This window comes from Rhizobium sp. SYY.PMSO, from assembly GCF_046840415.1.
Taxonomy (GTDB): domain Bacteria; phylum Pseudomonadota; class Alphaproteobacteria; order Rhizobiales; family Rhizobiaceae; genus Rhizobium.
This window is the reverse complement of sequence record NZ_CP177349.1, coordinates 341,784-367,667: the sequence shown is the minus strand read 5'-3', so window position 1 is coordinate 367,667 and position 25,884 is coordinate 341,784. Positions and strand designations below refer to the sequence as shown.

The 25,884-nt window shown below is 62.5% G+C and carries 25 protein-coding genes; 10 read left to right on the top strand and 15 right to left on the bottom strand.

Annotated features, from left to right (window positions below; genetic code table 11):
- Positions 1-48 precede the first annotated feature (48 nt).
- Positions 49-1,869 (top strand): monovalent cation:proton antiporter-2 (CPA2) family protein, encoded by a 1,821-nt coding sequence (locus ACJJVH_RS01765; RefSeq protein ID WP_112795531.1) that lies wholly within the window; start codon positions 49-51, stop codon positions 1,867-1,869.
- A gap of 104 nt (positions 1,870-1,973) precedes the next feature.
- On the opposite strand, the gene ACJJVH_RS01760 is transcribed toward ACJJVH_RS01765, so the two are convergent.
- From ACJJVH_RS01760 to ACJJVH_RS01750, 3 genes are read right to left on the bottom strand one after another with little or no spacing between them, the layout of a single operon-like run.
- Positions 1,974-2,840, bottom strand: coding sequence for a patatin-like phospholipase family protein (locus ACJJVH_RS01760; protein ID WP_113359735.1), 867 nt, complete (start codon positions 2,838-2,840; stop codon positions 1,974-1,976).
- A 17-nt stretch (positions 2,841-2,857) separates the two neighbouring features.
- Positions 2,858-3,424, bottom strand: coding sequence for a 16S rRNA (guanine(966)-N(2))-methyltransferase RsmD (gene rsmD, locus ACJJVH_RS01755; protein ID WP_113359733.1), 567 nt, complete (start codon positions 3,422-3,424; stop codon positions 2,858-2,860).
- A 6-nt stretch (positions 3,425-3,430) separates the two neighbouring features.
- Entirely contained in the window at positions 3,431-5,395 is a 1,965-nt protein-coding gene (locus ACJJVH_RS01750; RefSeq protein WP_412064609.1) for a pseudouridine synthase, read from the bottom strand.
- A gap of 71 nt (positions 5,396-5,466) precedes the next feature.
- Here ACJJVH_RS01750 and ACJJVH_RS01745 point away from each other — a divergent pair, with 71 nt between their 5' ends.
- Positions 5,467-5,925, top strand: a complete 459-nt coding sequence (locus ACJJVH_RS01745; protein WP_112795489.1) for a nucleoside deaminase — start codon at positions 5,467-5,469, stop codon at positions 5,923-5,925.
- Between the two features lie 35 nt (positions 5,926-5,960).
- Here the strand turns inward: ACJJVH_RS01745 and ACJJVH_RS01740 are convergent, their stop codons facing one another.
- From ACJJVH_RS01740 to ACJJVH_RS01715, 6 genes are all read right to left on the bottom strand, one after another.
- Positions 5,961-6,596: a hypothetical protein gene (locus tag ACJJVH_RS01740; RefSeq protein WP_112795488.1), complete on the bottom strand. Its 636-nt coding sequence runs from the start codon at positions 6,594-6,596 to the stop codon at positions 5,961-5,963.
- A 134-nt stretch (positions 6,597-6,730) separates the two neighbouring features.
- Positions 6,731-9,613, bottom strand: a complete 2,883-nt coding sequence (gene ileS / locus ACJJVH_RS01735) for an isoleucine--tRNA ligase (protein ID WP_412064608.1) — start codon at positions 9,611-9,613, stop codon at positions 6,731-6,733.
- 298 nt (positions 9,614-9,911) lie between these two features.
- A complete protein-coding gene (mctP, locus tag ACJJVH_RS01730; RefSeq protein ID WP_112795486.1) occupies positions 9,912-11,387 on the bottom strand; it encodes a monocarboxylate uptake permease MctP in 1,476 nt (491 codons plus the stop codon).
- A complete protein-coding gene (locus tag ACJJVH_RS01725) occupies positions 11,377-11,574 on the bottom strand; it encodes a DUF3311 domain-containing protein (protein WP_113359725.1) in 198 nt (65 codons plus the stop codon). Before ACJJVH_RS01725 ends, mctP begins: the two co-directional genes overlap by 11 nt.
- Before the next feature lie 132 nt (positions 11,575-11,706).
- Complete coding sequence (locus ACJJVH_RS01720; RefSeq protein WP_113424099.1) at positions 11,707-12,690, bottom strand: bifunctional riboflavin kinase/FAD synthetase; 984 nt, start codon at positions 12,688-12,690, stop codon at positions 11,707-11,709.
- Between the two features lie 15 nt (positions 12,691-12,705).
- On the bottom strand, positions 12,706-13,554 hold the full coding sequence (locus ACJJVH_RS01715; protein WP_113371659.1) for a TIGR01459 family HAD-type hydrolase: 849 nt from the start codon (positions 13,552-13,554) through the stop codon (positions 12,706-12,708).
- Positions 13,555-13,978: 424 nt separating this feature from the next.
- Here ACJJVH_RS01715 and groES point away from each other — a divergent pair, with 424 nt between their 5' ends.
- From groES to ACJJVH_RS01700, 3 genes are all read left to right on the top strand, one after another.
- Complete coding sequence (gene groES, locus ACJJVH_RS01710) at positions 13,979-14,275, top strand: co-chaperone GroES (RefSeq protein WP_004109735.1); 297 nt, start codon at positions 13,979-13,981, stop codon at positions 14,273-14,275.
- A gap of 75 nt (positions 14,276-14,350) precedes the next feature.
- Positions 14,351-15,991, top strand: a complete 1,641-nt coding sequence (gene groL / locus ACJJVH_RS01705) for a chaperonin GroEL (protein ID WP_112795482.1) — start codon at positions 14,351-14,353, stop codon at positions 15,989-15,991.
- 790 nt (positions 15,992-16,781) lie between these two features.
- Entirely contained in the window at positions 16,782-17,228 is a 447-nt protein-coding gene (locus ACJJVH_RS01700; RefSeq protein WP_412064607.1) for a hypothetical protein, read from the top strand.
- A 50-nt stretch (positions 17,229-17,278) separates the two neighbouring features.
- Here the strand turns inward: ACJJVH_RS01700 and ACJJVH_RS01695 are convergent, their stop codons facing one another.
- Positions 17,279-17,986 carry a glutathione binding-like protein gene (locus ACJJVH_RS01695; protein ID WP_112795480.1) on the bottom strand — a complete coding sequence of 236 codons (708 nt, stop codon included), beginning with the start codon at positions 17,984-17,986 and terminating at the stop codon, positions 17,279-17,281.
- 214 nt (positions 17,987-18,200) lie between these two features.
- On the opposite strand from ACJJVH_RS01695, the gene ACJJVH_RS01690 reads away from it, so the two are divergent.
- A complete protein-coding gene (locus ACJJVH_RS01690) occupies positions 18,201-18,644 on the top strand; it encodes a DoxX family protein (RefSeq protein WP_112795479.1) in 444 nt (147 codons plus the stop codon).
- A gap of 76 nt (positions 18,645-18,720) precedes the next feature.
- On the opposite strand, the gene hisG is transcribed toward ACJJVH_RS01690, so the two are convergent.
- Genes hisG through hisS form a run of 3 tightly spaced genes read right to left on the bottom strand, consistent with a single transcriptional unit; the run spans position 18,721 to position 22,048 of the window.
- Positions 18,721-19,416, bottom strand: a complete 696-nt coding sequence (gene hisG, locus ACJJVH_RS01685; protein ID WP_113404954.1) for an ATP phosphoribosyltransferase — start codon at positions 19,414-19,416, stop codon at positions 18,721-18,723.
- Positions 19,416-20,534, bottom strand: coding sequence for an ATP phosphoribosyltransferase regulatory subunit (locus tag ACJJVH_RS01680; protein WP_112795477.1), 1,119 nt, complete (start codon positions 20,532-20,534; stop codon positions 19,416-19,418). The genes hisG and ACJJVH_RS01680 overlap by 1 nt, the downstream gene beginning before the upstream one ends.
- A complete protein-coding gene (hisS, locus tag ACJJVH_RS01675; protein ID WP_412064606.1) occupies positions 20,534-22,048 on the bottom strand; it encodes a histidine--tRNA ligase in 1,515 nt (504 codons plus the stop codon). Before hisS ends, ACJJVH_RS01680 begins: the two co-directional genes overlap by 1 nt.
- Before the next feature lie 125 nt (positions 22,049-22,173).
- Here hisS and ACJJVH_RS01670 point away from each other — a divergent pair, with 125 nt between their 5' ends.
- The 3 genes from ACJJVH_RS01670 (at position 22,174) to ACJJVH_RS01660 (ending at position 23,591) form a co-directional block, all read left to right on the top strand.
- Positions 22,174-22,701, top strand: a complete 528-nt coding sequence (locus tag ACJJVH_RS01670) for a 2'-5' RNA ligase family protein (protein ID WP_412064605.1) — start codon at positions 22,174-22,176, stop codon at positions 22,699-22,701.
- A gap of 63 nt (positions 22,702-22,764) precedes the next feature.
- Entirely contained in the window at positions 22,765-23,148 is a 384-nt protein-coding gene (locus ACJJVH_RS01665) for a hypothetical protein (protein WP_412064604.1), read from the top strand.
- 74 nt (positions 23,149-23,222) lie between these two features.
- Positions 23,223-23,591, top strand: coding sequence for a DUF305 domain-containing protein (locus tag ACJJVH_RS01660; protein WP_112795474.1), 369 nt, complete (start codon positions 23,223-23,225; stop codon positions 23,589-23,591).
- 39 nt (positions 23,592-23,630) lie between these two features.
- On the opposite strand, the gene ACJJVH_RS01655 is transcribed toward ACJJVH_RS01660, so the two are convergent.
- On the bottom strand, positions 23,631-24,515 hold the full coding sequence (locus ACJJVH_RS01655; protein ID WP_412064603.1) for a LysR family transcriptional regulator: 885 nt from the start codon (positions 24,513-24,515) through the stop codon (positions 23,631-23,633).
- A gap of 84 nt (positions 24,516-24,599) precedes the next feature.
- Between ACJJVH_RS01655 and ACJJVH_RS01650 the strand changes: the two genes are divergently transcribed.
- Complete coding sequence (locus ACJJVH_RS01650; protein WP_412064602.1) at positions 24,600-24,929, top strand: YciI family protein; 330 nt, start codon at positions 24,600-24,602, stop codon at positions 24,927-24,929.
- Here the strand turns inward: ACJJVH_RS01650 and ACJJVH_RS01645 are convergent.
- Complete coding sequence (locus tag ACJJVH_RS01645) at positions 24,919-25,821, bottom strand: LysR family transcriptional regulator (protein ID WP_113371649.1); 903 nt, start codon at positions 25,819-25,821, stop codon at positions 24,919-24,921. The two genes, ACJJVH_RS01650 and ACJJVH_RS01645, sit on opposite strands and share 11 nt — an antisense overlap.
- Between the last annotated feature and the right edge of the window lie 63 nt (positions 25,822-25,884).

The following is a 25,884-nucleotide window of genomic DNA, read 5'->3' as shown; positions in this document are numbered from 1 at the left end:
CGTGACCACGCGCCGCAACACCGCCTGCCCCACGGAAAGAAACAGACGATGTCCGCCCCCAATACGCTTTTCACCGAAACCCTGCTGCTGCTCGGAGGCGCCGTCGTCACGGCGCCGATCTTCAAGAAACTGGGGCTCGGTACGGTGCTCGGTTATCTGGCCGCCGGCGTGGTGATCGGCCCGATCCTGCACAGCATCGGCGACAGCGAGGCCGTGCTGGCCGTTGCGGAACTCGGCGTCGTCTTCCTGCTGTTCATCATCGGCCTGGAGCTGAAGCCTTCCCGCCTCTGGCAAATGCGGCGCGATATTTTCGGCCTCGGCACGGCACAGGTGGTTTTCAGCGGGCTTGCGCTGATGGCCGCCGCCTATCTTGGCGGCATCGCCGGATGGAAAGGCAGCATCATCGTCGGCTTCGGCCTGGCGCTTTCCTCCACCGCCTTTGCGATGCAGATCCTCGAACAGCAGGGCGACGTCAACACGAAATACGGCCAGCGCTCCTTCTCGATGCTGCTGCTGCAGGACCTTGCCATCGTGCCCCTGCTGGCGCTGATCACCGTTCTCGACGGCGCGAAGGAAACCGCCAATCCGCTGCCGAGCCTTGCCATCGCCGTCGGCGCGGTCGCGGCGATGATCATCGCCGGCCGCTATCTGCTGACACCGCTGTTCCAGGTGATCGCACGCACGGGAGCGCGGGAAGCCATGATTGCCGCCGCCCTCTTCGTCGTCATGGGATCGGCAACCCTGATGCAGCTTGCCGGCCTCTCGATGGCGATGGGCGCCTTTCTCTCCGGCGTGATGCTGGCGGAATCCTCCTATCGCCACGAACTGGAAGCGGATATCGAGCCTTTCCGCGGCGTGCTACTCGCCATTTTCTTCATCGCCGTCGGCCTGTCGCTGAAACTCGACGTGATCCTCGACAACTGGATGCTGATCGTGCTCGCCGTACCGGTGATGATGGTCATCAAGGCGATCGTGATCTACGCGCTTTGCCGCATGGCGGGTTCGCCGCACAACGATGCCATCCGCATTGCCGGGCTGCTGCCGCAGGGCGGCGAATTCGGCTTCGTACTGTTCAGCGCCGCCAGCGCCAGCGGCGGTTTATTCTCCGCCAATACGGCCTCGACGCTGATCGCCATCGTGACGCTGTCGATGGCGCTGACGCCGCTCAGCTCCGCGCTTGCGAAGCGGCTGATGAAAGGCGATACGCAGGAGGAACTGGACGAGGATTTCGAAGGCGCCGGCTCGGACGTCTTGATGATCGGCTTTTCACGTTTCGGCCAGATCGCGGCGCAGATCCTGCTCGCCAGCGGCCGCGACGTCACCGTCATCGATTTCTCCGCCGACCGTATCCGACAGGCGTCGAGCTTCGGCTTCCGCATCTATTTCGGCGACGGCACCCGCAAGGACGTATTGCGCTCGGCCGGCATAGACCGCGCCAAGATCGTCGTCGTCAGCACGCATCAGCGAGACGTGACGGACAAGATCGTCGAGCTCGTGCAGACGGACTACCCGCACGCGCGCATTTTCGTGCGCTCCTACGACCGCATCCACTCGATCGACCTGCGCCGCAAGGGTGTGGATTACGAGCTGCGCGAAACGCTGGAATCCGGCCTGCTCTTCGGCCGCCGCACCCTGGAGGCGCTCGGCGTCAGCGAAGCGGAAGCCTATGAGATCGGCGAGGATATCCGCAAGCGCGACGAGCAGCGGCTGGTGCTGCAGGTGAGCGAGGGGCTACAAGCCGGCACCGACATGCTCTATTCGCGGCCGGTCAAGCCGGAGCCGCTGGTCAAGCCCAAGCGCGCGGCCGAAACCTACAGCGATGCCGACGATCTCGTCGCCCTGCCGCAGGAGGAGCCGGAGCGGGCCTGAAGTGACTTCAGCGAAAATTGCAAAGCGGTTTTCCATTCGGAATTGCGTCAACAGGCAGAGCGATTCCATGAAAGCCGAACCGCCCCAACTGCTTTCGGAATGGATCAGCTTTTCGCCGTGATTACCCGGTCGAGGGCGAATTTCAGCTCGTCCTTGACGCCGGCCGACATGGCGAGAATGTCGCGTGCCTTGAGGAAATCCAGAACGCCGGTACGGCCGACGGCGGGGCGCAGGAAGATTTGCGGCGCCTGCAGCCGCAGCTTCAAGGCGATGTTGGATTGCATGGTCAGCTGACCGGCGCCGAACAGGCTCTCGATGCGGTTCGGAATGTGCCGGCCATCGCCTTCAGGACCGCCGACGACGTCGATACCGATGATGATATCGGCAAGCCCGGCGAGATGTTCGTAGGGAACCGGGTTCATGATGCCGCCGTCGATCATGACGCGGTCGCCGACCCTGACCGGCATGAAGACGGCGGGAATGGCAGCCGAGGCGGCGAGCACCGGGTAAAGATCGCCCTTCTCGATCACGACCTCGGCCTGATCGTAGTAATCGGTCGTCACCACCTTCAGCGGGATGTGCAGGTCCGAAAAATTCTCGGGAATGGCCGGCGGCAGGAAGGCGCGCAGGATGCGTTCGAGATTGAACTGGCCAAAGCGGATGCTGCGCATGCTGACCGGCCGTAAGCTCCAGATCTTGTTAAGGACGGCCGGGCGATTGCCGACCGTTGCGAGCGTATGGTCACGGATTTCCGCGCCGCTCATGCCGCCCGCCATGGCCGCGCCCATGATCGAGCCGATGGAGGCGCCCGCTATGGCGACCGGGCGGATGCCGAGCTCGTCCAGCGCCTCGATGATGTGGATATGGGCAAGCCCGCGTGCGCCGCCGCAACCGAAGGCCACCGCAACGCTCGGCGTACCGGAGGCGGCCGGCGGATAGTCGCTGCCGACGAAATCAGCATAATCGCCCATGGGCTTCTCCTCCCCCGTTACGCCGCCTGCGGCTGATAACGGAAGAAATGCATCCTGCTGTCGCCGAAGGTCCGTTCTTCGACAAACAGGAAGTCCGGCGGAGCGACGACGACCACGTCGGCGCGCTCTTCGAGAATCGCCAGGGCGCCCGGCACCAGCCAGCCGCCGGCAGCGGCAGCGGCAAAAGCCTTCTCGCCCAACCCCTTGCCATAGGGCGGGTCGGCGAAGATAAAGTCGAAAGGCTCGAGGTTGCCGACGCTGCCGAGGTCCGTCGCATCCCGCCGCAGCATGCGCGTGCGGCCATGCAGGCCGAGCGCATCGATGTTTTCCCAGAGAAGGCCCCTGCCCTCGACACTGCTTTCCACGAAGAGCACATGACGACAGCCGCGCGAGGCCGCCTCCAGCCCGACGGCGCCGGTGCCGGCAAACACGTCCATCATCCGGGTGCCGTCGATGGCCTGCGGATAGGCGTGGCTCAGGATGTTGAACAGGCTCTCGCGCGTGCGATCCGCCGTCGGACGAATATCATTCGACTTCGGCGTTGCAAGCGAGCGACCGCGAAACTCACCGCCGACGATCCTCACCGCGCGTTAACCCCGACCGCCCTTGGGGCCGCCCCTGCCAGGACCACCCCGGCCGGAACCGCCGCGCGGGCCGCCGGACGGACGACCGGCACCACCGGGCTTGCCGCCGAAGCCGCGCGAGCCGCCGGGCTTTCCACCGGGTTTGCCGCCAAAGGATTTGCCGCCGCCCGGCTTCTTGCCGAAAGGCTTGCCGGCCGGCCGGTCTCCGAAGGAGCGCTCGCCTTGCGGGCGATCACCGAAGGGTCGGTCGCCACGGGGACGCTCCGACCGCTGCTCACCGCCGAAAGACCTGCCGCGAGGACGCTCGTCTCCCTCGGCACGCGGACGGCGGTCATCACGGGGACGATCGCTGAATGGTCTATCGCCGCGAGGCTTATCGCCGAAAGGCCTGTCACCGCGCGCCGAACGGTCGCCATAGGGGCGTTCGGCACGGGGACGCTCCGAGCGCCCCTCACCCTGGAAAGACTTCGCGCGGGGACGGTCGCCGCCCTCCGGCCGCGAGCCGCGTTCGCCGCGGGGACGATCGCTGAATGACCTGTCACCCCGGGGCTTGTCGCCAAAAGGACGATCGCCGCGCGGAGGACGATCACCGAATGGCCGGTCGCCACGGGGACGGTCGGAGCGCTTGCGATCGAAACCTTCATCATCGCCACGCGACCGGCGCGGCGCTTCCTCGCTCGAACGAATCCACTCGCCATCGCCCTCGTCGACGCGATTGATGCGGACGCGCGGACCTTCGTCCGGACGATCAAAACCGCTGCGCTGCGGGCGTTCAGGCTCGCCGCGCCGGGAGGCGGTCTTTGCATTTTTCGCAGCCTTCGCGGCTGCCTTTTCGCCGAGCGGACGGGCACCGGGCGCCATCCAGACATTGGCGCTGCGACGCGGGCCGAGCGGCTGGCGCTTGGCGCGGTCATCGTCTTTATGGCCGCCTTCGCGGCGGTCGTCACGCTTGGTGTCGAGCCGGCTGAGGGCGCGCTCGCGCTTGTCCTCGGGGCGCTCGCGGCGCGGGCGGTCTTCCTTGGCCGCGCGGACAGGCTTCGCCTCCGCCTCTTCGGCATCGGCAAGCGCCGGGGCATTATCATTATAGAGCGGCGCGTCGAAATTCGCCTTGGCATCCTCGACCAGGCGCGGCCCCAGCTGATCGCGCAGCGTGCGGCCGCGCACTTCGAGCACACGGCCTTCCGGCAATTCGCCGAGCTGGAACGGGCCGTAGGAAATGCGGATCAGGCGGTTGACCTCAAGGCCGAGCGCACCGAGCACGTTCTTGATTTCGCGGTTCTTGCCTTCGCGCAGGCCCATGGTGATCCAGACGTTGGAGCCTTGCGTGCGGTCGAGCGTCGCGTCGATCGAGCCGTAGAGCACGCCGTCGACGGCAATGCCTTCCTTGAGCTTGTCCAGCGCTTCCTGATCGATCTCGCCATGGGCGCGGACGCGGTAGCGGCGCAGCCAGCCTGTGGTCGGCAATTCCAGAACGCGGGCCAGGCCGCCGTCATTGGTCAGCAGCAGCAAACCTTCGGTGTTGATGTCGAGGCGGCCGATCGACATGACGCGCGGCAGCTCTTCCGGCAGGTTGTCGAAAACGGTCGGGCGGCCTTCCGGATCGGCATTGGTGGTCACCAGGCCGGCCGGCTTGTGATAGAGCCACAGGCGCGTGCGCTCGATGCCGCGGATCGGCATGCCGTCGACCTCGATCTTGTCGGCAAGGGTCACGTTGACCACAGGCGTATCCAGCAGCACGCCGTTCAGCTTGACGCGGCCATCCATGATCATGCGCTCGATATCGCGGCGAGAGGCCACGCCGGCACGCGCCATCACCTTGGAAATGCGCTCGGCCTTTCCATCGTCGACCGCGGTCTCATCCGCCTTGGCGGCGGCGGCCTTTACAGGCTTCGCGCCATCCCGTTTCGTCGTCTTCTTATCGCCGGCAAAGGGTTTGGACCCAGGCCGCCTGGGCTTGTCATTCATCGTCATTTGTTGTTTGCCTGAATTTTTAACGCGTGTTCCTATCAGGTCACGCCCTTGCGGTTAAGTGGAAATCTCGAATGGCGGCTACAAATCAATTCATGGAGCTTGCTTTAACCGAAGCACGCCGGGCCGGAGAACGCGGAGAAGTGCCGATCGGTGCCGTCGTCGTGCTCGACAACACGGTGATCGCGGCAGCCGGCAACCGCACCCGAGAGTTCAACGACGTCACCGCCCATGCCGAAATCGTCGCCATCCGCCTGGCCTGCGAGGAGCTTGGACAGGAGCGGCTTGCGGGCGCCGATCTCTATGTTACGCTGGAGCCCTGCACCATGTGCGCCGCGGCCATTTCGTTCGCGCGCATCCGCCGTCTCTACTATGGCGCCGAAGATCCGAAAGGCGGCGGCGTCGACAATGGCGTGCGCTTCTATCGTCAACCGACCTGCCATCATGCGCCGGAGGTTTATTCCGGCTTCGGCGAGACCGCATCCGCCGATATCCTCAGAGGCTTCTTTCAAGCGAAACGCTCCGAAGACTGAAAAGCGGCGGTTGGGGCCGCCGCTTGGCAATTTGCTTATTGGAAGGGCTTCCACCAGCTGCTGTTGTTGGACTGCTGCGCAGCCTCGGCATCCTTCTTTCGCTTCTTTTCCTTCTTCGATTCGGGCGTGCCCAGATCGCTCAAGGCGTTCGGATCGGATACCTGGCGATATTGCTGCGGCGGGTCGATCAGGTAACGGCGCTGGTCGATATAGGTGCCTGCCTGATCCTGGCGCGCGGCGCGATAAGCTGCCGTCTGCTGCGCTTCCGTCATGCGGTTTCTGCTGCTGTCGGCCTGGGCCAGCGGCGAGCGATAATTGACGTCGTTCTTCTTCTGGTCGGCCTCTTCGGCGAGACGCTTGCGCGCCTCCTCCGGCGATTCGAGCCAGGCCGGATTGTCCTTGCTGGCAAGCGACTGCTGCGGCGCCGTCAGGCTTTCCCGATCCTTTTCGGCAGGCAGGACGAGACCCGGACGGTTCGGATATTTCACGCCCTTGTCCTTCGGCGTCGCGGCCGATACGGAGGCGATATCCCCAAGATCGTCCAGAAGCTGCACGCCTGCCGTCTTGTCGGTGCCGTAAGTCGGGCTGCTAAGGCAACCGGACATCGCGCCGCAGCCAACCAGAAGTGCCGCCAAGCTGACGCCGACACGAACCTTATGCATCGCTCTCATGAATACCCTTCCCAGCCATGCCGGAACAAACGTAACAGGACCCCATTTCACGGCAACTGCCGTAAAAATCGGGCCATTTTCAGGCAGCTTTTACCGGATGAGCGCCGTAAAGGCAATTCACCCGGCAACTTTCTTCAGTTGACAGCCGCCAACTCCCGCAATGCCGCGGCATCGCGGGCCGACACGTCCGGATATTCCGGATCCGAGCCGACATCGGTTGTGATGCGCCAGGAGCGGGCACACTTGCGGCCTTCGGCAAGCTTCGGAACGACGCTGACCTTGGCATCGTCATCAAGGCGGAAGGCATCGGCAGGACCTTGCTCGCCCAGAACGACGATATCGGACGTGATGCAGATCTCGGCGAGATCCTGTCCTTCGAGCACCTTCAGCAATTCCGGATCGGCGACGTAGACGACCGGGGCAGCCTCAAGCGAGGAGCCGATGCGCTTATCCTTGCGTTCGATTTCCAGCGCGCCGGTGACGACGCTGCGCACGGAGCGGATCTTCTTCCACTTTTCGGCCAGGGCTTCGTCCTTCCATTCCGTGGGAACGGTGACGAACTGCTCGAGATGAACCGAAACCGCGGACGGATTGCGCGACAGCCATGCCTCTTCGGTCGTAAATGGCAGCATCGGCGCCAGCCACGTCACCATGCAATCGAAGATGGTGCGGATGACGGCAAGCGAAGCGCGGCGGCGCAGGCTCGATGGAGCATCGCAGTAGAGCGCATCCTTGCGAACGTCGAAGTAGAAAGCCGACAGCTCGACATTGGCGAAATCGATCAAGGCGCGGGCAATGCGCTTGAAGTCGAAGGCATCGTAGCTTTCGCGCACCAGCTCGTCGAGTTCGGCGAGACGATGCAGCATCAGCCGCTCCAGCTCCGGCATGTCGGCATAGGCGATGACCTCGCCCTTGTCGTGCGCCAGCGTGCCGAGCATCCAGCGGATGGTGTTGCGCAGCTTGCGATAGGCATCGACATTGGTCTGGATGATGGCCTTGCCGAGGCGCTGGTCTTCCCAATAGTCCGTCGTCATGACCCAGAGGCGCAGGATATCGGCGCCCGCATCCTTCATCACGTCCTGCGGAGCAACGACGTTGCCGAGCGACTTCGACTGCTTGCGGCCCTGTTCGTCCATGGTGAAGCCATGGGTGACGACCGTGTCGTACGGCGCGCGGCCACGGGTCGCGGCGCTTTCGAGCAGCGACGAATGGAACCAGCCGCGATGCTGGTCGGAGCCTTCGAGATAGACGTCCGCCGGCCACTTCAGGTCCGGACGATCCTCCAGCGTGAAGGAGTGGGTCGAACCGGAATCGAACCACACGTCGAGGATGTCCATGACCTGCGTCCAGGGCTCGTTGGCCTTCTCGCCAAGGAAACGCTCGCGTGCGCCCTCGGCAAACCAGGCATCGGCGCCTTCCTGCTCGAAAGCCTCGAGGATGCGGGCGTTCACGCCGTCGTCCTGCAGGATGTTGCCGTGCTCGTCGACGAAGATGCAGATCGGTACGCCCCAGGCGCGCTGACGCGACAGGACCCAATCCGGGCGCTGCTCGATCATGGCGCGCAGGCGGTTCTGGCCGGCAGCGGGCACGAAACGGGTGTCGTCGATCGCCTTCAGCGCGCGTGTGCGCAGCGTCGAGCCATCCGTGAAGTCCTTGTCCATGTAGACGAACCATTGCGGCGTGTTGCGGAAGATGACCGGCTTCTTCGAGCGCCAGGAATGCGGATAGGAATGCTTCAGCCTTCCGCGCGCGAAGAGCGTGTTCGTTTCGATGAGCGCCTTGATGACCAGCTCGTTGGCATTGCCCTTCTTGCCGTTGTCGTCCATGACGCGGCCACCTTCGAAACCGGGGGCATCGGCGGTATAGAAGCCGGCGTCGTCAACCGGGAACGGGATGGTCGACGAGATTCCGCGCGTTTCGAGCGCGCGGGCATGCGACATCCATGCGTCAAAGTCCTCGCGGCCGTGGCTGGGCGCGGTGTGCACGAAGCCCGTACCGGCATCGTCGGTGACATGGTCGCCGTCGAGCAGCGGCACCTTGAAGCCGTAGCCGAGCGAGGCGAGCGGATGCACGCAGGTGAGCTGCGCCAGATCGTCTGCGGTGACGTCGGCCAGGCGCTTATATTGCAGCTTTGCCTTGGCGAAGGATTCCTCGGCCAGCTTGTCGGCGAAGATCAGTTTCTCGCCGGGGCGCGGGCCGAAATCGTTGGCGGCTTCCGTGACCTCATAGAGGCCGTAGGACACGCGCGCGGAATAGGCGATGGCGCGGTTGCCGGGGATCGTCCAGGGCGTCGTCGTCCAGATGACGACGAAGGCTCCGGCCAGCTTGGCCGGACCTTCGGAGACCGGGAACTTCACCCAGATCGTGTCGCTCTCGACATCGGCATATTCGACTTCTGCTTCGGCGAGCGCCGTGCGCTCGACCACCGACCACATGACCGGCTTGGAGCCGCGGTAAAGCTGGCCGGTGCGGGCGATCTTCAGAAGCTCGCCGGCGATGCGCGATTCCGCATGGAAGTTCATCGTCAGATAGGGATTGTCGAAATCGCCTGTTATGCCGAGGCGCTTGAATTCCTCGGACTGGATCTTGATCCAGCCGGCGGCAAAGTCGCGGCATTCCTGGCGAAACTCGTTCACCGGAACCTCGTCCTTGTTCTTGCCCTTCTCGCGGTATTTTTCCTCGATCTTCCATTCGATCGGCAGGCCGTGGCAATCCCAGCCCGGGACATAGTTGCTGTCATAGCCGCGCATCTGGAACGAGCGGGTGATGACGTCCTTGAGGATCTTGTTCAGCGCGTGGCCGATGTGGATGTGGCCGTTGGCATAGGGAGGGCCGTCGTGCAGGACGAATTTTTCGCGGCCGGCAGCGGAAGAGCGCAGTTGTTTGTAGAGGCTCATCTCCTCCCAGCGCTTCACCAGCTCCGGCTCCTTCTGCGGCAGTCCGGCGCGCATCGGAAAATCGGTTTCCGGCAGGTAAAGGGTCTTGGAGTAATCCATCTTTTCAGCGGTATCGGTCATAGTCGTGACAATTGCCTCGGTGTCTCGGGCGTCTTGCGCCTCAACTGGCGCAGCCATACGGGGATTTTTCGGCGGCGGAAAGCGTCTCGTGCGCGAGACGCCAAAAACCCGGACCTTCCGGCAGCTTACAGCGCGCGGAAGGCCGGGCCAATAATTCGTATCGATGGGCTCAGCCGAAATTGGGTCATGGTCGCCGGTTCATAGGCGCTTTTTCCAAGAAAAGGAAGAGGAAACAATCCCGCCGGCACATAGAAAGGCCGCGGGCGTTTCCGCCCGCGGCCAAGGATGTTCAAGTCATTCAGGTCCGGGCGACCGCCCGTGCCGGCACGACCAGATTGACGACCACGGCAATGACGATATTGGCGATCAAAGCCAGTATGCCGATATAGACCGTGAACGGCGCACCGCCGAGGCTCATGGCCTGCAGCGGCTTCAGACCGTTGAGCCAGACCAGATAGGTGCCGCCGAAGAAGCCGACGATCCAGCCCGCCAGCAGCCCCGGCGCCTTGAACCAGTTGGAATAAAGGCCGAAGACCAGGGCCGGCAGCGTCTGCAGGATCCAGATGCCGCCGAGCAGCTGCAGATCCAGCGCGAACTGTGTCGGCAGCAGGATGATGACCAGCAGCGCGCCGATCTTGACGATCAGCGACGTTATCTTGGCCACCTTGTATTCTCCCTCGTCGGTGACGCCCGGATTGACATAGGCCTTCCAGAAATTGCGGGTGAAGAGATTGGCGGCACCGATACTCATCACCGCCGCCGGCACCAGTGCACCGATGGCGATCGCGGCGAAGGCGAAGCCGGCAAACCAGCTCGGGAACAAGGTCTGGAACAGGACCGGCACCACGTCATTGGCGCTGTCAAGCTTCAGATGGGCGGCATGGCCCATATAGCCGAGCAGGGCCAGAAGGCCGAGCAGCAGCGTATAGGCCGGCAGCAGGATCGCATTCTTGCGGATGGTGTTACCGCTGCTGGAGGCGAAGATGCCGGTCAAGGTGTGCGGATACATGAAGGCGGCCAGCGCCGAGCCGAGCGCCAGCGTCGCATAGGCGACATACTGATTGCCGCCGAGCAGCAGGCTGCCCGCGCCCTTGGCCTGGAAATCCGCATCGGCGGCGGCAAAGACGTTGGCATAGCCGCCGAGCTTGATCGGAATAAGCGCGATGGCGGCAATGACCACGATATAGATCATGATGTCCTTGACGAAGGCGATCAATGCCGGCGCGCGCAGACCCGCGGAATAGGTATAGAGCGCCAGGATGATGAAGGCGATCGCCAGCGGCAGCTCGCCATGCAGGCCGAGGGACTTGAACACCGCCGTCATGCCGACGAGCTGGAGCGCGATATAGGGCATGGTGGCGATGACGCCGGTCAGCGCGATCGCCAGCTCAAGCGCACGAGAGCCGTACTGCCCATGCACGACGTCGGCCGCGGTCACATAGCCATTGTCCTTCGCCCGTTTCCATAGAACCGGCATGACCATGAAGACGAAGGGATAGACGACGATCGTATAGGGAAGCGCGAAGAAGCCGTAGGCGCCGACCGTATAGACCAGGGCCGGCACGGCAATGACGGTATAGGCGGTATAGAAGTCGCCGCCGACCAGGAACCAGGTGATCCAGGTGCCGAACTTGCGGCCGCCGAGACCCCATTCGTCGATATGGGCAAGCGTTTCCGGCTTGCGCCAGCGCGCAGCCACGAAGCCCATCACCGTGACGAGCGCGAAGAAGAAGATGAAGATGGCAAGTGCCGTCGGATCGATCTCAGTCGTCATGGCGCATGCTCCGATAGGCAATCCATGTCAGGATGGCTGTGATCGGCACCCAGGCCAGCTGATACCAGTAGAAGAAGGGAAATCCGAGCAGAACAGGGTCGTGAGCGTTATAAAAGGGGACCCAAAGCAAACCGATATAAGGAATGACGAGCAGCCAGCAGGCCGCCGTTCCGAAACGTTTATCCATCTCGTGCGCCTTTCGGAAAGCGGGCGCGGCGACTCGCGCCCTGCCGTGCGAGCATTGCAGCATCTTTCTACCCGCTCAAGGCAAAAAGATATTGCACTGCCGCAATCCCCGCGCGCAGTCCGGCGGATGAAATCAGGTGCAGGCGATAATGCGGTCGAGCTCGCCGAGCGGCTGGACGCCCGCGAGCAGCGCGCGCGCCTCGTCCTCGTCCTTGCGGATCTGCGCGACCAGCGGATCGAGACCGTCGAACTTCAATTCGGGGCGGAGATAGCCGAAGAAGGAGACCGAACAGATCTGGCCGTAGAGATCGCCGCTGAAATCGAAGACGAAGGTCTCGAGCAGCGGCGCGCCATTGTCCGTCACCGTCGGGCGCCGGCCGTAGCTGGCGACGGCATCCCGAATGACGCCATCGGCGGTGCGGAAGCGCACGGCATAGATGCCGGCCCTCAACGATACTTCCGCCGGAAGCTGCATGTTGGCCGTGGGGAAGCCGAGCGTGCGCCCCAGCTTCTCGCCGCCGATCACGGGAGCCTCTACGGTATAGCGATACCCGAGCAGGCCGGCGGCCTGCGCCACGTCACCTTCCGCCAGCAGCGCACGGATGCGGCTGGATGAGATGACCTCGGTGTTTTCGTCGCGGAAGGCGTCGATGAGCGTCACGCCGAAACCGTAATGGCTGCCGGCATTCATCAGGAAAGCCGGACCGCCCTGGCGATCGTGGCCGAAATGGAAATCGAAACCGGTGACAACCTCGGAGGCATGCAGCCAGTCGATCAGGATCGAATGGACGAATTCATCCGCGGAGCGCTGCGAGAAGGCGCGATCGAAGGGATATTCGATGACGGCGTTGAAACCGAGCGCCTCCAGCAGACGCGCTCTCATGGGCGCGGGCGTCAGGCGAAAGACAGGCCGATCGGGCTTGAATACGGTACGCGGGTGCGGCTCGAAGGTCAGCACCAGCGCGGGCACGCCACGCTCCCTGGCGATCTCCAGGGCACGCTTCAGCACGGATTGATGGCCGCGATGCACGCCGTCGAAATTGCCGATGGCGACGACGCCGCCCTTCAGGGCATCGGGAAGCGGTTCACGGGTCTCGTTGCGATGGAAAACGGTCATCGGCTGCCACTCCCCTCAGGCAAGGCGCGGCATCCACCACTTCGGCGAAGCCTGCTCGCGCGCCAGGAAGGCGCCGAGAGCGGCCTCATCCGTATGCCCTTCGACAACATATTCGCGGGCGTGGATGCCATGGCTGATATAAAGAAGATCGAGACCGTAATCGAGCGCGCCGCGCACGTCTGTCGGCATGCCGTCGCCGATCGCCACCACGCGCGACAGCGGAAACTCGCTTTTCACCTCGCGGGCCGCGGCAATCGCCGCATCGTAGATCGGCTGGTGCGGCTTGCCGGCAATGCGCGTCCGGCCGCCAAGCCGCTCGTAATAGCCGGCCATGGCGCCGGCGCAGGGGATCATGCGGTGGCCGCGCTCGACCACGAGATCGGGGTTGGCGCAGATCAGCGGCACGTTGCGGGCTGACCAGGCCATCAGCATATCGGTGTAGTCTTCGGGCGTTTCGGTCTCGTCATCGAAGAAGCCGGTGCAGACGATGCTTTCCGCCTCGCCGGCATCGACGCGCTGCACGTCGAGCCCTTCGAGGATGCCGATGTCACGCTCCGGACCGAGCAGGAAGACCTTCTTCGGCCCTTCGGCGATCAGCCTGCGCGTCACGTCGCCCGAGGTGATGATGCGATCGTAGGCGCTGTCGGGCACGCCGATCGCCCGCAGCTGCTCGACGACCCTGGGAGCGACGCGCGGGGAGTTGGTGATGAGGACGACGGCGAGCCCTTCGGCGCGGGCCGCTTCAAGTGCGATCGAGGCTTCCTTATAGGCAGTGACGCCGTTATGGAGCACGCCCCAGACATCGCAGAGCGCCACATCATAAAGTCCGCCGATCTCGCGAAAGCTTTCGATCCGTTTGCCCATGCCGTCCTCGCATCAAATAAATCACGGGCTGACATCGCAAACCGGCCGGCAAATTACAAGAGCGGCGCATGAGGTTTTTGCAACGCACAAGGCCCGAAGGCCAAGCATTGGCAAGGCCGGCGAGCGGCTAAATGACGTGACGGAGGCAACAGCGTAACGGGCAGGAGAAAGCGTTGCCACGTCCTTTGCCGCGAGTTCAAAGCGAGCAGTGCTTCGCAACAAGGCTCTGGCGGGATCGCCATGGGTGTTAATCATCCGCGAAACAAGCGCATGGGCGCCGTAAAAATTTCACAGTGCTGTTCTTGACTCGACCGTGAGCCACCCCTAAATCACCCTCGCTAGCACTCGCCAAGGCTGAGTGCTAACAAAGTCCATACGGATCCCCCGCTGGTCCGTTAATGTCATTTGATCGAGGGATTAGACAATGGCAAGCACCAATTTCCGCCCCCTTCATGACCGTGTCGTCGTTCGTCGCGTCGAGTCGGAAGAAAAGACCAAGGGTGGCATCATCATTCCCGATACCGCCAAGGAAAAGCCGCAGGAAGGCGAAATCGTCGCCGTCGGCTCCGGCGCTCGCGATGAATCCGGCAAGGTCGTAGCACTCGACGTCAAGGTTGGCGATCGCGTTCTGTTCGGCAAGTGGTCCGGCACCGAAGTCAAGCTCAACGGCGAAGACCTTCTCATCATGAAGGAAGCCGACATCATGGGCATTATCGGCTGATCCGGCCGGTTTCCCTTTTCCGATAAAGCTGACGGGCCTTAAAGCCCGGAAAACGCGAATTCAGGAGTTTCTAACATGGCAGCTAAAGAAGTAAAATTCGGCCGCAGCGCTCGCGAGAAGATGCTTCGTGGCGTTGATATCCTCGCCGACGCAGTGAAGGTCACGCTCGGCCCGAAGGGTCGTAACGTCGTCATCGACAAGTCCTTCGGCGCACCGCGCATCACCAAGGACGGCGTCACCGTCGCCAAGGAAATCGAACTCGAAGACAAGTTCGAAAACATGGGCGCCCAGATGGTCCGCGAAGTTGCTTCGAAGACCAACGACATCGCCGGCGACGGCACCACGACCGCAACGGTTCTCGCCCAGGCCATCGTTCGCGAAGGCGCCAAGGCAGTTGCAGCCGGCATGAACCCGATGGACCTGAAGCGCGGCATCGATCTCGCCGTTGCCGAAGTCGTCAAGGATCTCCAGGCCAAGGCCAAGAAGATCAACACCTCGGAAGAAGTCGCCCAGGTCGGCACGATCTCCGCAAACGGCGAAAAGCAGATCGGTCTCGATATTGCCGAAGCCATGCAGAAGGTCGGCAACGAAGGCGTCATCACGGTTGAAGAAGCCAAGACCGCCGAAACCGAACTCGAAGTCGTCGAAGGCATGCAGTTCGACCGCGGCTACCTCAGCCCCTACTTCGTAACCAACCCGGAAAAGATGATCGCCGATCTCGAAGACGCGTTCATCCTCCTGCACGAGAAGAAGCTCTCGAACCTGCAGGCCATGCTTCCGGTTCTCGAAGCCGTCGTTCAGACCGGCAAGCCGCTCCTCATCATCGCTGAAGACGTCGAAGGCGAAGCTCTTGCGACCCTCGTCGTCAACAAGCTGCGCGGCGGCCTGAAGATTGCTGCCGTCAAGGCTCCGGGCTTCGGCGACCGCCGCAAGGCCATGCTGGAAGACATCGCCATCCTCACGGGCGGCACCGTCATCTCCGAAGACCTCGGCATCAAGCTCGAGTCGGTTACGCTCGACATGCTCGGCCGTTCCAAGAAGGTTTCGATCTCCAAGGAAAACACCACGATCGTCGACGGCGCAGGCGCCAAGTCCGACATCGAAGGCCGCGTTGCCCAGATCAAGGCCCAGATCGAAGAAACCACCTCCGACTACGACCGCGAAAAGCTGCAGGAACGTCTTGCCAAGCTCGCCGGCGGCGTTGCCGTCATCCGCGTCGGCGGCTCGACGGAAGTCGAAGTGAAGGAAAAGAAGGACCGCATCGACGACGCTCTCAACGCGACGCGCGCTGCCGTTCAGGAAGGCATCGTACCGGGCGGCGGCACCGCTCTGCTGCGCTCCTCCACGAAGATCTCGGCCAAGGGCGAGAACGACGACCAGGAAGCCGGCATCAACATCGTTCGCCGCGCTCTGCAGGCTCCTTGCCGCCAGATCGCTGAAAACGCTGGTGACGAAGCCTCCATCGTTGTCGGCAAGATCCTCGACAAGAACGAAGACAACTTCGGCTACAACGCTCAGACGGGCGTCTACGGCGACATGATCGCCATGGGCATCGTCGACCCGGTCAAGGTCGTTCGCACGGCTCTGCAGGACGCAGCTTCGGTTGCTTCGCTGCTGATCACCACCGAAGCCATGATCGCAGAACTGCCGAAGAAGGATGCCCCTGCGGGCATGCCGGGCGGCATGGGCGGCATGGGCGGCATGGACATGATGTGATAGGCCAGCGGCCTGATCGCAGAAATGTTCATGAAGCTTCGCCCATGTACTTTTAGTGCTTCAGGCCGACAAACGGCCTGAAGTGGCGGCATGGACATGATGTGATAGGCCAGCGGCCTGATCGCAGAAATGTTCATGAAGCTTCGCCCATGTACTTTTAGTGCTTCAGGCCGACAAACGGCCTGAAGTGGCGGCATGGACGTGATGCGATAAGGCCTCAGCCTTATTGCGACTGTTCAATCCGGCATCCGGAATTGACGAAAGGGCGGCCCTCGGGTCGCCCTTTTTAATTGCGCGGAAATGGTAGAGCCGCCGCCGCACGCAAGAATTCGCGGCATTGCAAATTTTGCAACTTGCCCATTGCTGTTTTTTAAAAAGCTCCTATAACTCCCGGCGCAGCGATTTTGGAGAGTTAGCTGCAATACACGTAATTTTTACTTCTTTTTGACACGATTAACCTGTGGTCTGACATGGTCATGACCTTGGGAATTGGCGCCGTCCAGATTTATACTTGAAATGATTTCATAGACCGGAGTGCCATCCCGAAGAGCATCGTCGACAGCAGATTGCCAAGGCGGCTGACTCTGTGCGTTCGCGGCGGCGCGGAATGCAGGGAGACCTTCCATCCGAAGTCTTAGAGCAATTCCAGGAAAAGTGCGCAGCGGTTCTCAGTTGGGAATCGCGTAAAAACAAAGGGATAGAGCGGTTCATCGATTCCGTGAAACGAGGAACTGCTCCAGGGAATTAGTGAAGCGCATCGGGGGAACCATGCGTTCATGTGGGGTTCGTCGTGTTCAAGATTGCCAAGGCCAATATTTCCGCACCTTTCGCGCCCGGCTCGCTCGAGTTCGATGGCCATGATCCCGATCTCCTGGCGCAGCTGTGCGTTTCCGAACGCTGGACCGGCGATCTCTCAAGCGGCATCATCAAGCTCGGACAATGGAGTGCGATGCTGCATGGCCTGTCATCTTCGGAATGCGGTCTTTTAAGCCTGATGCATTGCTACGATGCAAAAGATCGGGTGCGGGTGCTCGACCTTTTCGAGCAGGCGGCCACCACCAATTCCAGCTTCTGCTATTCCACGACGATTCCCGGCGCCGGCGGTCATCGCCAGCCGATCGTCTGCGTTGGCGAATCCGTTGCCGCCGACAGGCAATATACGGGCAGCATGATGGGCGTCTTCCTGTTTCCACGGTTCAAGCTGGAGCCGGGCAGCCAGTTCGCCGCCCGGCAATAGGCTGCGACGCGGGCGGCAGCAATGTCGCCGCCGCCGCACAGAAGAAATCGTCAATCCCGCTTCGGAATGTTCAGGCCGCGCTGGCTTGCCGGGCGCGCAAGGGCGCGATCCAGCCAGCCCATGACGGAGGGGAAGCTTTCGAGTTCCAGCACTTCGCGGCCGCCGTAGAAGACATCGACACCGCGAACCCACGGGAAGGTCGTGATGTCGGCGATGGTATATTCATCCCCCATGATCCACTGGCGCCCCTGCAGTCGGCCTTCCAGTACGCCGAGGAGGCGCTTGGCCTCGTCGCGATAGCGCTCGACGGGATAAGGGTTGTTGGCGACCTTTTCCGCAGCGAACTTGAAGAAATGGCCGAACTGACCGAACATCGGCCCGACGCCGGCCATCTGGAAGAAGACCCATTCCAGCGTCTCGTAACGCCCGGCGGCGTCGCCTGGAATGAGCTTGCCGGTCTTCTCCGCGAGATAGACCAGGATCGCGCCCGATTCGAACAGGCCGATCGGTTTGCCGTCGGGTCCGTTGGGATCGATGATCGCCGGAATGCGGCCGTTCGGATTCAGCGAAACGAATTCCGGCGACTTCTGATCATTGGTGCTGAAGGAAACCAGATGCGGCTCATAGGGCAGACCGAGTTCCTCCAGCGCGATCGAAACCTTCACTCCGTTGGGCGTGGGCAGCGAATAGAGCTGAATGATGTCGGGATTGCTGGCAGGCCAGCGTTTCGTGATCGGAAAAGACGACAGATCGGCCATGGGCTTGCTCCTGAACGCTATGATTTGGCGATTGAATCGGCGTCACCATAACCGATACGGCTCATATGGGAAGAGCGATCGAAGCGCATGATTGTTCACTGATTGTGAACTAATTGTGCGCAGTTGTTTATCTTTTCAATTTCGTGAAAATCACGAATATCCGGCTCCAGAAATTGTCGCCACACGGCCCGGGCCGAGTTTACTGGAGATTGTCATGTCCAACAGCAATAACGTCATCATCCTCGTGGCGCGCATTCTGCTCGCCTTCATGTTCGTCTATGCCGGCTTCGGCAAGCTGACCGATCCCTCCGGCACCGCCGGCATGGTTGCCGGCGCCGGCCTGCCGGCAGCAACCTTGCTCACCTATGTTGCCGGCGCTTTCGAATTCATCACCGGCATCTGCGTTCTCGTCGGCTTTCAGGTCCGCATCGTCGGCTGGCTGCTCGCTCTCTTCTGCGTCTTCACCGGCATCGTCTTCCACCTGCCGACCGTCAACGTTCCGGACTTCCCGGCAGCGGCCAACGGCTGGATCAACGGCCTGAACTTCGTCAATTTCCTGAAGAACATCACGCTTGCCGGCGCCTACATCATGCTCGCCACCAACGGCGCGGGCCTTTATTCGCTCGACGCCCGCCGCGGCGCTTACGCAGCCGCCTGATTGCCGGGTTTCCCTTATAGATGAAAAGCCCGCCGGAGTTCCGGCGGGCTTTTTCGTATGAACAAAGGCGGAAACGTCAGAGCGCGCTGCGCACGGCCGAAACGATGCGCTGGACTATCGGATCGCCGTCGTGGCTCTGCTTGCGGGCGCGCACCAGGCAAGCTTCCGAGCGCAGGATGATGCCGTCCGACAGAACCTTCAAATGGTTGGCCCTCAGGGTCGAGCCGGTGGAGGTGATGTCGACGATGATATCGGCGGAGCCAGCGGCAGGCGCCCCTTCGGTGGCGCCGAGGCTTTCGACGATGCGGTAGAGCTGGATGCCGTGCTGGCTGGAGAAGAACTGCTGCGTCAGCCGCCAGTATTTCGTCGCGACCGTCAGCCTGTGGCCATGACGGGCGCGGAAATCGGCGGCGACGTCGCCGAGGTCGGCCATGGTGTCGACATCGAGCCAGATTTCCGGCACCGCAACGACGACATCGGCGTGACCGAAACCGAGCCTTGCACAGAATTCGACGCGGCGGTCGGCCTCCGCCATGCCCTCGCGCACGAGGTCCTCGCCGGTAATGCCGAAATCGACGCTGCCATTGCCGATTTCGCGCGAGATTTCCGAGGCGGACAGGAAGGCGATTTCGACGCCATCCCAGCCCTCGACGCGGCCGCGATAGGAGCGGTCATTGCCGACGGCGACGATGGGCATGCCGGCGCGCTCGAAAACGGCGGCGCAATCGTCCTTCATCCGGCCCTTGGAGGGAAGCGCTATCGTGATGGTCATCAGGCGGCCCTCGCGATTTCTATACGGTCGAGCCAGAGAGCGAAGCCGACGGCGGGAATACGGTCCCTGGCGCCGAGCAGCGTCATCAGCCGGTCGAAGCGGCCACCGCCGGCCAGCACGGCGCTCGACCCTTCCGCCGTCACTTCAAAGACGAGACCGGTGTAATAGTCGAGAGGACGGCCGAAGGCGGCGCGATAATCGATCCTCGCGGCATCGACGCCGGTGTTGGCCAGGGCCGCGACGCGAGCGTCGAAGTTTTCCAAGGCCCTGCCGAGCTTCAGGCCTGCCGCATCGGCAAAACCGGCCAGTGCCGCCGAAGCATCCGCCAACGGCACGCTCAGGGACAGAAATTCCTCCAGCACACGGAAGGCCGCATCATCCAGCCGCGTTTCCGACAGGACCAGCTTCTCGCGAAGACGGCGGGCGATTTCCTGCGGCGAGCGGCTGGCGTTGGTGGAATAGCCGGTTGCCTGCATGGTGGCGTCGATATGCTTGATCAGCCCCGTCTCATCGCCGCGATTGAGGAAATCGAGCACATGCGCGTCGAGCCCGGTGACCGGCTGCGGGCTGGCGAGGCGTGCCAGCAGGGTTTCGAGCTGCATCATGTTGCCGAAGGCGTGGATCAGCCGCTTCTGCCAGCCGGACGGCAACCCGAGCGCCTGTACCACGGCCTCGAACACGGCCTGATCGCCAAGCGTGACGGAGAGCGACTTTCCGGGCACCAGCCGGTTCAGGATGCCGATGGCATCGCTGATCGCGCGGGCATCGGCGCTTGCGGTATCGCCGTCGCCGAGGTCCTCGATGCCCGCCTGGTAGAACTCATGGCCGCCTTCGCGGCGCTGGCGAAAAATCTCGCCGAGATAGGAATAGCGCTTCGGCGTGCCGGTGGCGGTTTCGATATGGCGCAGGCAGACCGGGATCGTGAATTCCGGGCGCAGGCAGAGGCTGGCGCCGGTTTCGCTTTCGGTCATGAAGATGCGGCGGCGCAGATCCTCGCCGGCCATATCGAGAAAGGGCTCGGCCGGCTGGATGATGGGCGTATCCACCCTCTCCGTCCGGCGGCCGATAAATTCGTCCAGCAGATCGCCGGCAAAATCCGGGAGGTCGATCAGGGGCATCAGCCCGCCCTCTTCCGGTCTTCCGCCTGCGCCGCCAAGATCGCCTTGACCTTCTCGATCAGCTCCGCTTCCGGCACGGTTTCCTGCGCCACGCGGGCTTCGCGCCAGCTGGCATTGTCCTCGATCTCGCCGGAAAGGCGCTTGCCCTCGATCAGGTCCTTGATCTGGACGACGCCCTGAGCGCGTTCGTCGCCGCCCTGGATGATGGCGATCGGGCAGCCGCGGCGATCGGCATATTTGAGCTGGTTGCCGAACTTCTTCCAGTTGCCCTGGAACATCTCCGCGCGGATGCCGGCGGCGCGCAGCTGCTGGGTGAAACGCTGGTAGCGGCCCATGGCCTCGACATCGCCGTCCATGACAGTGACGAGCACGGGCTCGATCACCTCATCCATGCCGAGCTTACCGAGATTTTTCAGCGCCGTCATCAGGCGGGAGACGCCGATCGAGAAGCCGGTGGCCGGCACCGGCTGGCCCATGAAGCGCGACACGAGCCCGTCATAACGGCCGCCGCCGCCGACGGAGCCGAAGACGACCTTTTCGCCCTTCTCGTTGGTGACGTCGAACAGCAGCTCGGCCTCGTAGACCGGGCCGGTATAATATTCGAGGCCGCGCACGACCGACGGGTCGATCTTGATGCGATCCGCCTGGTAGCCGGCGCTGGTGACGAGGCTGCCGATGAAGTTCAACTCGTCGACGCCCTCGACGCCCTTGGACGTGCCGGCAACCAGCTCGGCGAGCCGGGCGGCATTTTCGGCATAGTCCTTGATGCCGACGAAGAAGAGCACCTTCTCGATCTGGCCGGCATCGAGGCCCGCGCCCTTGGTGAAATCGCCGGACTCATCCTTGCGGCCGGGACCGAGCAACAGCGCCACGCCTTCCGGGCCGAACTTGTCGAGCTTGTCGATGGCGCGCAGCACGTTCAGGCGCTGACCGGCCTTGTCATCGCCGCCGAGGCCGATCGCTTCCAGAACGCCGTCGAGAACCTTGCGGTTGTTGACGCGGATCACATAGTCGCCGCGCTTGATGCCGAGGGCTTCCAGCGTATCGGCCATCATCATGCACATCTCGGCGTCCGCCTGCACGCCCGGCGCGCCGACGGTATCGGCGTCGAACTGTATGAACTGGCGGAAGCGGCCCGGGCCCGGCTTCTCGTTGCGGAAGACATAGCCGGCGCGATAGGTGCGGTAGGGAAGCTGGATCTCGTTGAAATTCTCGGCGACATGGCGGGCCAGCGGCGCCGTCAGATCGTAGCGCAGCGACATCCACTGCTCGTCGTCATCCTGAAGCGAGAACACGCCCTCGTTCGGCCGGTCGCTGTCGGGCAGGAACTTGCCGAGCGCATCGGTATATTCGAACAGCGGCGTTTCGACAGGATCGAAACCATAATGCTCGTATACAGCCCGGATCTTGGAGGTCATCTCGTTGACGGCGCGAATGTCGCTGGCCGAACGATCGACAAAGCCACGCGGCAGGCGGGCCTTGAGCTTCTGCGGTTTCTTTTGTTTGTCGCTCATCTCTAGGGTAATCCGGTACGGGAACAGTGGCGGTTAACTAGCGGATTGGGCGGAATGCGGCAAGGATTGTTATATGTTAGCGGCCGACAAAACCGACAAAAGCTGAAGAAGGCGGCGTAGGAACCATGCCATATGCGATCGTTTTGAAATGCGCCGATGACAGCGCGGCTCCGGTTTTGAATCTCTGGCAGGAGGCCGCCAGCTTCGAAACCTCTCCATCGATGCAGGCCCTGAACTATTCGCCGCATCTGACCCTCGCGGTCTACGACGATATTGCCGCTTCCTCCCTTTTCGCGGCGACCGAGCGTATCTTTGGCGACATGCCGCCGCTGTCGATTGAATTTTCAGGCATCGGCCACTTTCCAAACGAGATGCTGGTGCTTTGGGCACGCCCCGCGGACGATCGCGTCCTGAGGCGGATACACAGCGCCATCCACGCCGAGATCGACCCTGCCCTTTGTCATGAGCATTCCCGTCCGGATCGCTGGCAGCCGCATTGCACGATTGCGATGAAAATTCCCGCCAGCGCCACGGAAGAAGCATTGAAATGGGCGGCGGAAACGCCTGCCCGGTTCACGCTCGTCTTCGATACGGTGGATTGCGTAAGCTTTCCTCCGGTTGAAATCCTGAAGCAGGTCAAACTGCTGCCTTGATCGCCGTTCAGCATCCGGGCGATTCAATTTGCGCTTGCCTTCGCAGCCGGCGCAGCTAGGTTCATGCTCATGCGTTTCCTTGCGATCCTGACGATGGTGGTTGCCTGGCTGGTCTACGGGGCCATGCCGGCGCTGGCGAACTGTCCCATCTGCGATTCCGTACCCGCAATGGCCGCCGCATCAGCCATGAACATGCACGGCGACATGGCCGACATGACTGGCATGACCGCCCACGGCGACTTGGCGCAGTATCACGGGAAGAAGCCGGAAAACCCATGCGCCGGCGGCATGGGGCATGTGGCGTCCTGCGCCGCCTGTCTTGCGCTGGCGCCGGCACTTCCGCTCGAAAGCGGCAAGAACGCCTTCTCCTATCCGGCGCCTGCGCCCGGCCAGCGTCTCGCCGATGCCCGGCCGCAGCCGGCGGCGCCCCCTCCCCGTTTCGCCTGACGATCATCTGCATTCATTCCATGAGCGGCCATCCGCTCAAATCCAGATACCGTCCACAAACGGAGAGAATACCTATGTCTATCTCAAAATCGCTGATCCTTGCCGGCGCGTTCGCCCTCGTCTCCAGCCTTCCTGCCTTTGCCGACGACATGCAAGGCATGGATATGAGCAAGCCGATGGGCGACCAGAGCGCCTCGAGCAAGGCCTACAACGACGCCATGGGCAAGATGCACAAGGACATGATGATCGACTACAGCGGCGACGCCGATGCCGATTTCGTCCGCGGCATGATCCCGCATCATCAAGGCGCGATCGACATGGCGAAGATCGAGCTGAAATACGGCAAGGACCCCGAACTGCGCAAACTGGCGCACGGCGTCATCACCGCGCAGGAAGCCGAGATCAAGGAAATGAAAGCCTGGCTGAAGAAGCACGGCAAATAATTCATCGAAAGACGGGAGGCGGCGTCCGCGCCGCCTCTCTCACCGCCCCGCATATGGATTGCGGAAAACTTCATTCAGCCAATCGGAAACGGCGCGGATGCGGACAAGCTGGCGAAGCTCCGCATGCACGAGCAGCCACATTTCGCGCACCGGCGGGTTTCCATCACCGGTTTCGACGCGGCGAAGCCCATCGGCGTTCTCGCCGAGGATTTTCGGCAGGAGCGCGCGTCCTAACCCGGCAACCGCAGCCTGAAGCAGAGCTTCGGCATCATTGATCGCAAGCGGGCTGGAACGGCGCGACTTTTCCGCCTGCGCAGCGATCCAGCGGGCATGCGGCAGATCCATCATCGCGTCCTCATAGACGATCCAGGGCAAATCGTCCGCATGGCTCTCCCGGCCTGCGGCGACGTAGACGGCATATTCCAGCGTCGCGATCCGCCGAGCGACGACCTTGCCATTTGCCGCATCGGCCGGCCTTGCGAGGCGCAGGGCCATATCCGCCTCGCGCCGTGTCAGGTTAAAATTTCTGGAATCGCCGATGAGTTCCAATTGCAGGCCGGAGTGGCGGGCAAGAAAGTCGGGCAATGCGGGGATCAGCAGCCGGCCGATGAAGGATGGCGCTGCCGTCAGGCGCACCTTGCCGAGCGCCATCGGATCGGCCGCATCCAATGCGCCTGATAGCGCCATGATCTCGGCCTCGATCGCCTCGGCCTTCGCCATCGCGATCTCGCCTGTCGGCGTCGGCAATAGGACACCGCCTGCATCGCGCAAAAACAATGGGGTGCCGAGGCGCTGCTCCAGGGTGCGCAGACGGCGACCGACCGTCGTCGCATCGGTCCGGAGCGCCCTGCCGGCGGCCGCGAAGGATCCACCTCGCGCGAGGGCCAGAAGATAGCGCAGATCATTCCAATCGATGTCGTGCAATTTTGCAGCTCCCGACAGCAAACTTACCGCGTGTATCAGCATTATTGCAGTCATAGGGTGGAAATATCCAGCAAGGAGATGACCATGACCCTATTCGCCGTTCTGTTCGAAGATGACGGGCACAATGCCGCCGCGATCCGTAAGGCCTATCTGCAACGCCACTTCGCCTTCCTGGAGGCGAATGCCGAGACCATCAATTCAGCCGGACCGCTCAGCCGGGAAGACGATGCTTTTGCCGGCGGCTTGTGGCTTGTCGAAGCGGAGGCTGTCGATGACGTCGACCGACTGGTGAAGGAAGATCCCTTCTGGCCGACCGGCTTGCGCAAATCCGTGCAGATCCTGAAATGGAACCGGGTATTCATCGAAGGCGCCCTCGTCCAGCGCGGGGACGTTATTGGCACGCTCAATCCATGACCTCGGGCAGGCGTGCGGCCAGCAGGTCGATCACTGCGCGCATCTTCAATGAGAGATGCGGCGTCTGCGGCCAGACGGCATAGACGTTGACCTCGCGGCTGGACACAGTCCTCAGCGCCGGCGCGAGCGTGCCGGCGGCCACATAATCGCGCACCAGCCAGCAGGGCAACCACGCAATTCCCATTCCCGATGCCGCCGCGTCCGCGATGACCTCCAGATCGTCAAGGCGCAGCCGCGTCTCCGGAAAATAATCGACGGCCGTGCCGTCATTCTCCAGCAGAGCCCACCTCTTCGCCTCGCCCGATCTCGCATAGACGATCAGGTCGTGACCATCGAGATCGGCAATGGTTCGCGGCGCCCTTCTCGCGGCAAGATAATCCGGCGATGCGCACAGCATCATGCGATGAACGGCGATCTTGCGCGCGGCGAGGCCGGCTTCATCGCGCAGCACGCCGTTGCGAATGGCGAGATCGAAACCCTCGTCGAAGAGATCGACCACGCGGTCGCTGAAGGAGAGATCCAGTTCGAGCTTGGAGTGCATACGGGCAAGCTCCAGCAGCAGCGGTGCTGCGCAGCGGCGACCGAACAGCACCGGCATGGAGACGCGCAGGCGTCCCGTGACCTCGCGCTTGCCCGATTCCAGCATGGCCTCGCCGGATTGTATCTCGTCCAGCGCCCGGCGACAGCGCTCATAAAAGGCCTGACCTTCATCCGTCAGGCTCTGCATGCGGGTGGTGCGGTGGAACAGGCGCACGTTCAGGCGCCTTTCCAGTCGCGCGATGGTCTTGCCGATCGCCGAGCGCGACAGGTTCATGCGCGCCGCCGCCGCTGAAAAGCCGCCGGCCTCGACCGCCTCTACGAATTCCGGAATGCCGTTGAGCATGTCATTCATGGCGATTGCTTCCTTACAGGAACCAGTTAGCGGAAATAATATCGCCACTGGCGATACAGAGGC

Excerpts from the sequence above, each read along its gene's own strand:
- ACJJVH_RS01765 (WP_112795531.1), top strand. The coding sequence starts at position 49 with ATGTCCGCCCCCAATACGCTTTTCACCGAAACCCTGCTGCTGCTCGGA.
- ACJJVH_RS01760 (WP_113359735.1), bottom strand. The coding sequence starts at position 2,840 with ATGGGCGATTATGCTGATTTCGTCGGCAGCGACTATCCGCCGGCCGCC.
- ACJJVH_RS01750 (WP_412064609.1), bottom strand. The coding sequence starts at position 5,395 with ATGACGATGAATGACAAGCCCAGGCGGCCTGGGTCCAAACCCTTTGCC.
- ACJJVH_RS01745 (WP_112795489.1), top strand. The coding sequence starts at position 5,467 with ATGGCGGCTACAAATCAATTCATGGAGCTTGCTTTAACCGAAGCACGC.
- ACJJVH_RS01740 (WP_112795488.1), bottom strand. The coding sequence starts at position 6,596 with ATGAGAGCGATGCATAAGGTTCGTGTCGGCGTCAGCTTGGCGGCACTT.
- ileS (WP_412064608.1), bottom strand. The coding sequence starts at position 9,613 with ATGACCGATACCGCTGAAAAGATGGATTACTCCAAGACCCTTTACCTG.
- mctP (WP_112795486.1), bottom strand. The coding sequence starts at position 11,387 with ATGACGACTGAGATCGATCCGACGGCACTTGCCATCTTCATCTTCTTC.
- ACJJVH_RS01725 (WP_113359725.1), bottom strand. The coding sequence starts at position 11,574 with ATGGATAAACGTTTCGGAACGGCGGCCTGCTGGCTGCTCGTCATTCCT.
- ACJJVH_RS01720 (WP_113424099.1), bottom strand. The coding sequence starts at position 12,690 with ATGACCGTTTTCCATCGCAACGAGACCCGTGAACCGCTTCCCGATGCC.
- ACJJVH_RS01715 (WP_113371659.1), bottom strand. The coding sequence starts at position 13,554 with ATGGGCAAACGGATCGAAAGCTTTCGCGAGATCGGCGGACTTTATGAT.
- groES (WP_004109735.1), top strand. The coding sequence starts at position 13,979 with ATGGCAAGCACCAATTTCCGCCCCCTTCATGACCGTGTCGTCGTTCGT.
- groL (WP_112795482.1), top strand. The coding sequence starts at position 14,351 with ATGGCAGCTAAAGAAGTAAAATTCGGCCGCAGCGCTCGCGAGAAGATG.
- ACJJVH_RS01695 (WP_112795480.1), bottom strand. The coding sequence starts at position 17,986 with ATGGCCGATCTGTCGTCTTTTCCGATCACGAAACGCTGGCCTGCCAGC.
- ACJJVH_RS01690 (WP_112795479.1), top strand. The coding sequence starts at position 18,201 with ATGTCCAACAGCAATAACGTCATCATCCTCGTGGCGCGCATTCTGCTC.
- hisG (WP_113404954.1), bottom strand. The coding sequence starts at position 19,416 with ATGACCATCACGATAGCGCTTCCCTCCAAGGGCCGGATGAAGGACGAT.
- ACJJVH_RS01680 (WP_112795477.1), bottom strand. The coding sequence starts at position 20,534 with ATGCCCCTGATCGACCTCCCGGATTTTGCCGGCGATCTGCTGGACGAA.
- hisS (WP_412064606.1), bottom strand. The coding sequence starts at position 22,048 with ATGAGCGACAAACAAAAGAAACCGCAGAAGCTCAAGGCCCGCCTGCCG.
- ACJJVH_RS01670 (WP_412064605.1), top strand. The coding sequence starts at position 22,174 with ATGCCATATGCGATCGTTTTGAAATGCGCCGATGACAGCGCGGCTCCG.
- ACJJVH_RS01665 (WP_412064604.1), top strand. The coding sequence starts at position 22,765 with ATGCTCATGCGTTTCCTTGCGATCCTGACGATGGTGGTTGCCTGGCTG.
- ACJJVH_RS01660 (WP_112795474.1), top strand. The coding sequence starts at position 23,223 with ATGTCTATCTCAAAATCGCTGATCCTTGCCGGCGCGTTCGCCCTCGTC.
- ACJJVH_RS01650 (WP_412064602.1), top strand. The coding sequence starts at position 24,600 with ATGACCCTATTCGCCGTTCTGTTCGAAGATGACGGGCACAATGCCGCC.
- ACJJVH_RS01645 (WP_113371649.1), bottom strand. The coding sequence starts at position 25,821 with ATGAATGACATGCTCAACGGCATTCCGGAATTCGTAGAGGCGGTCGAG.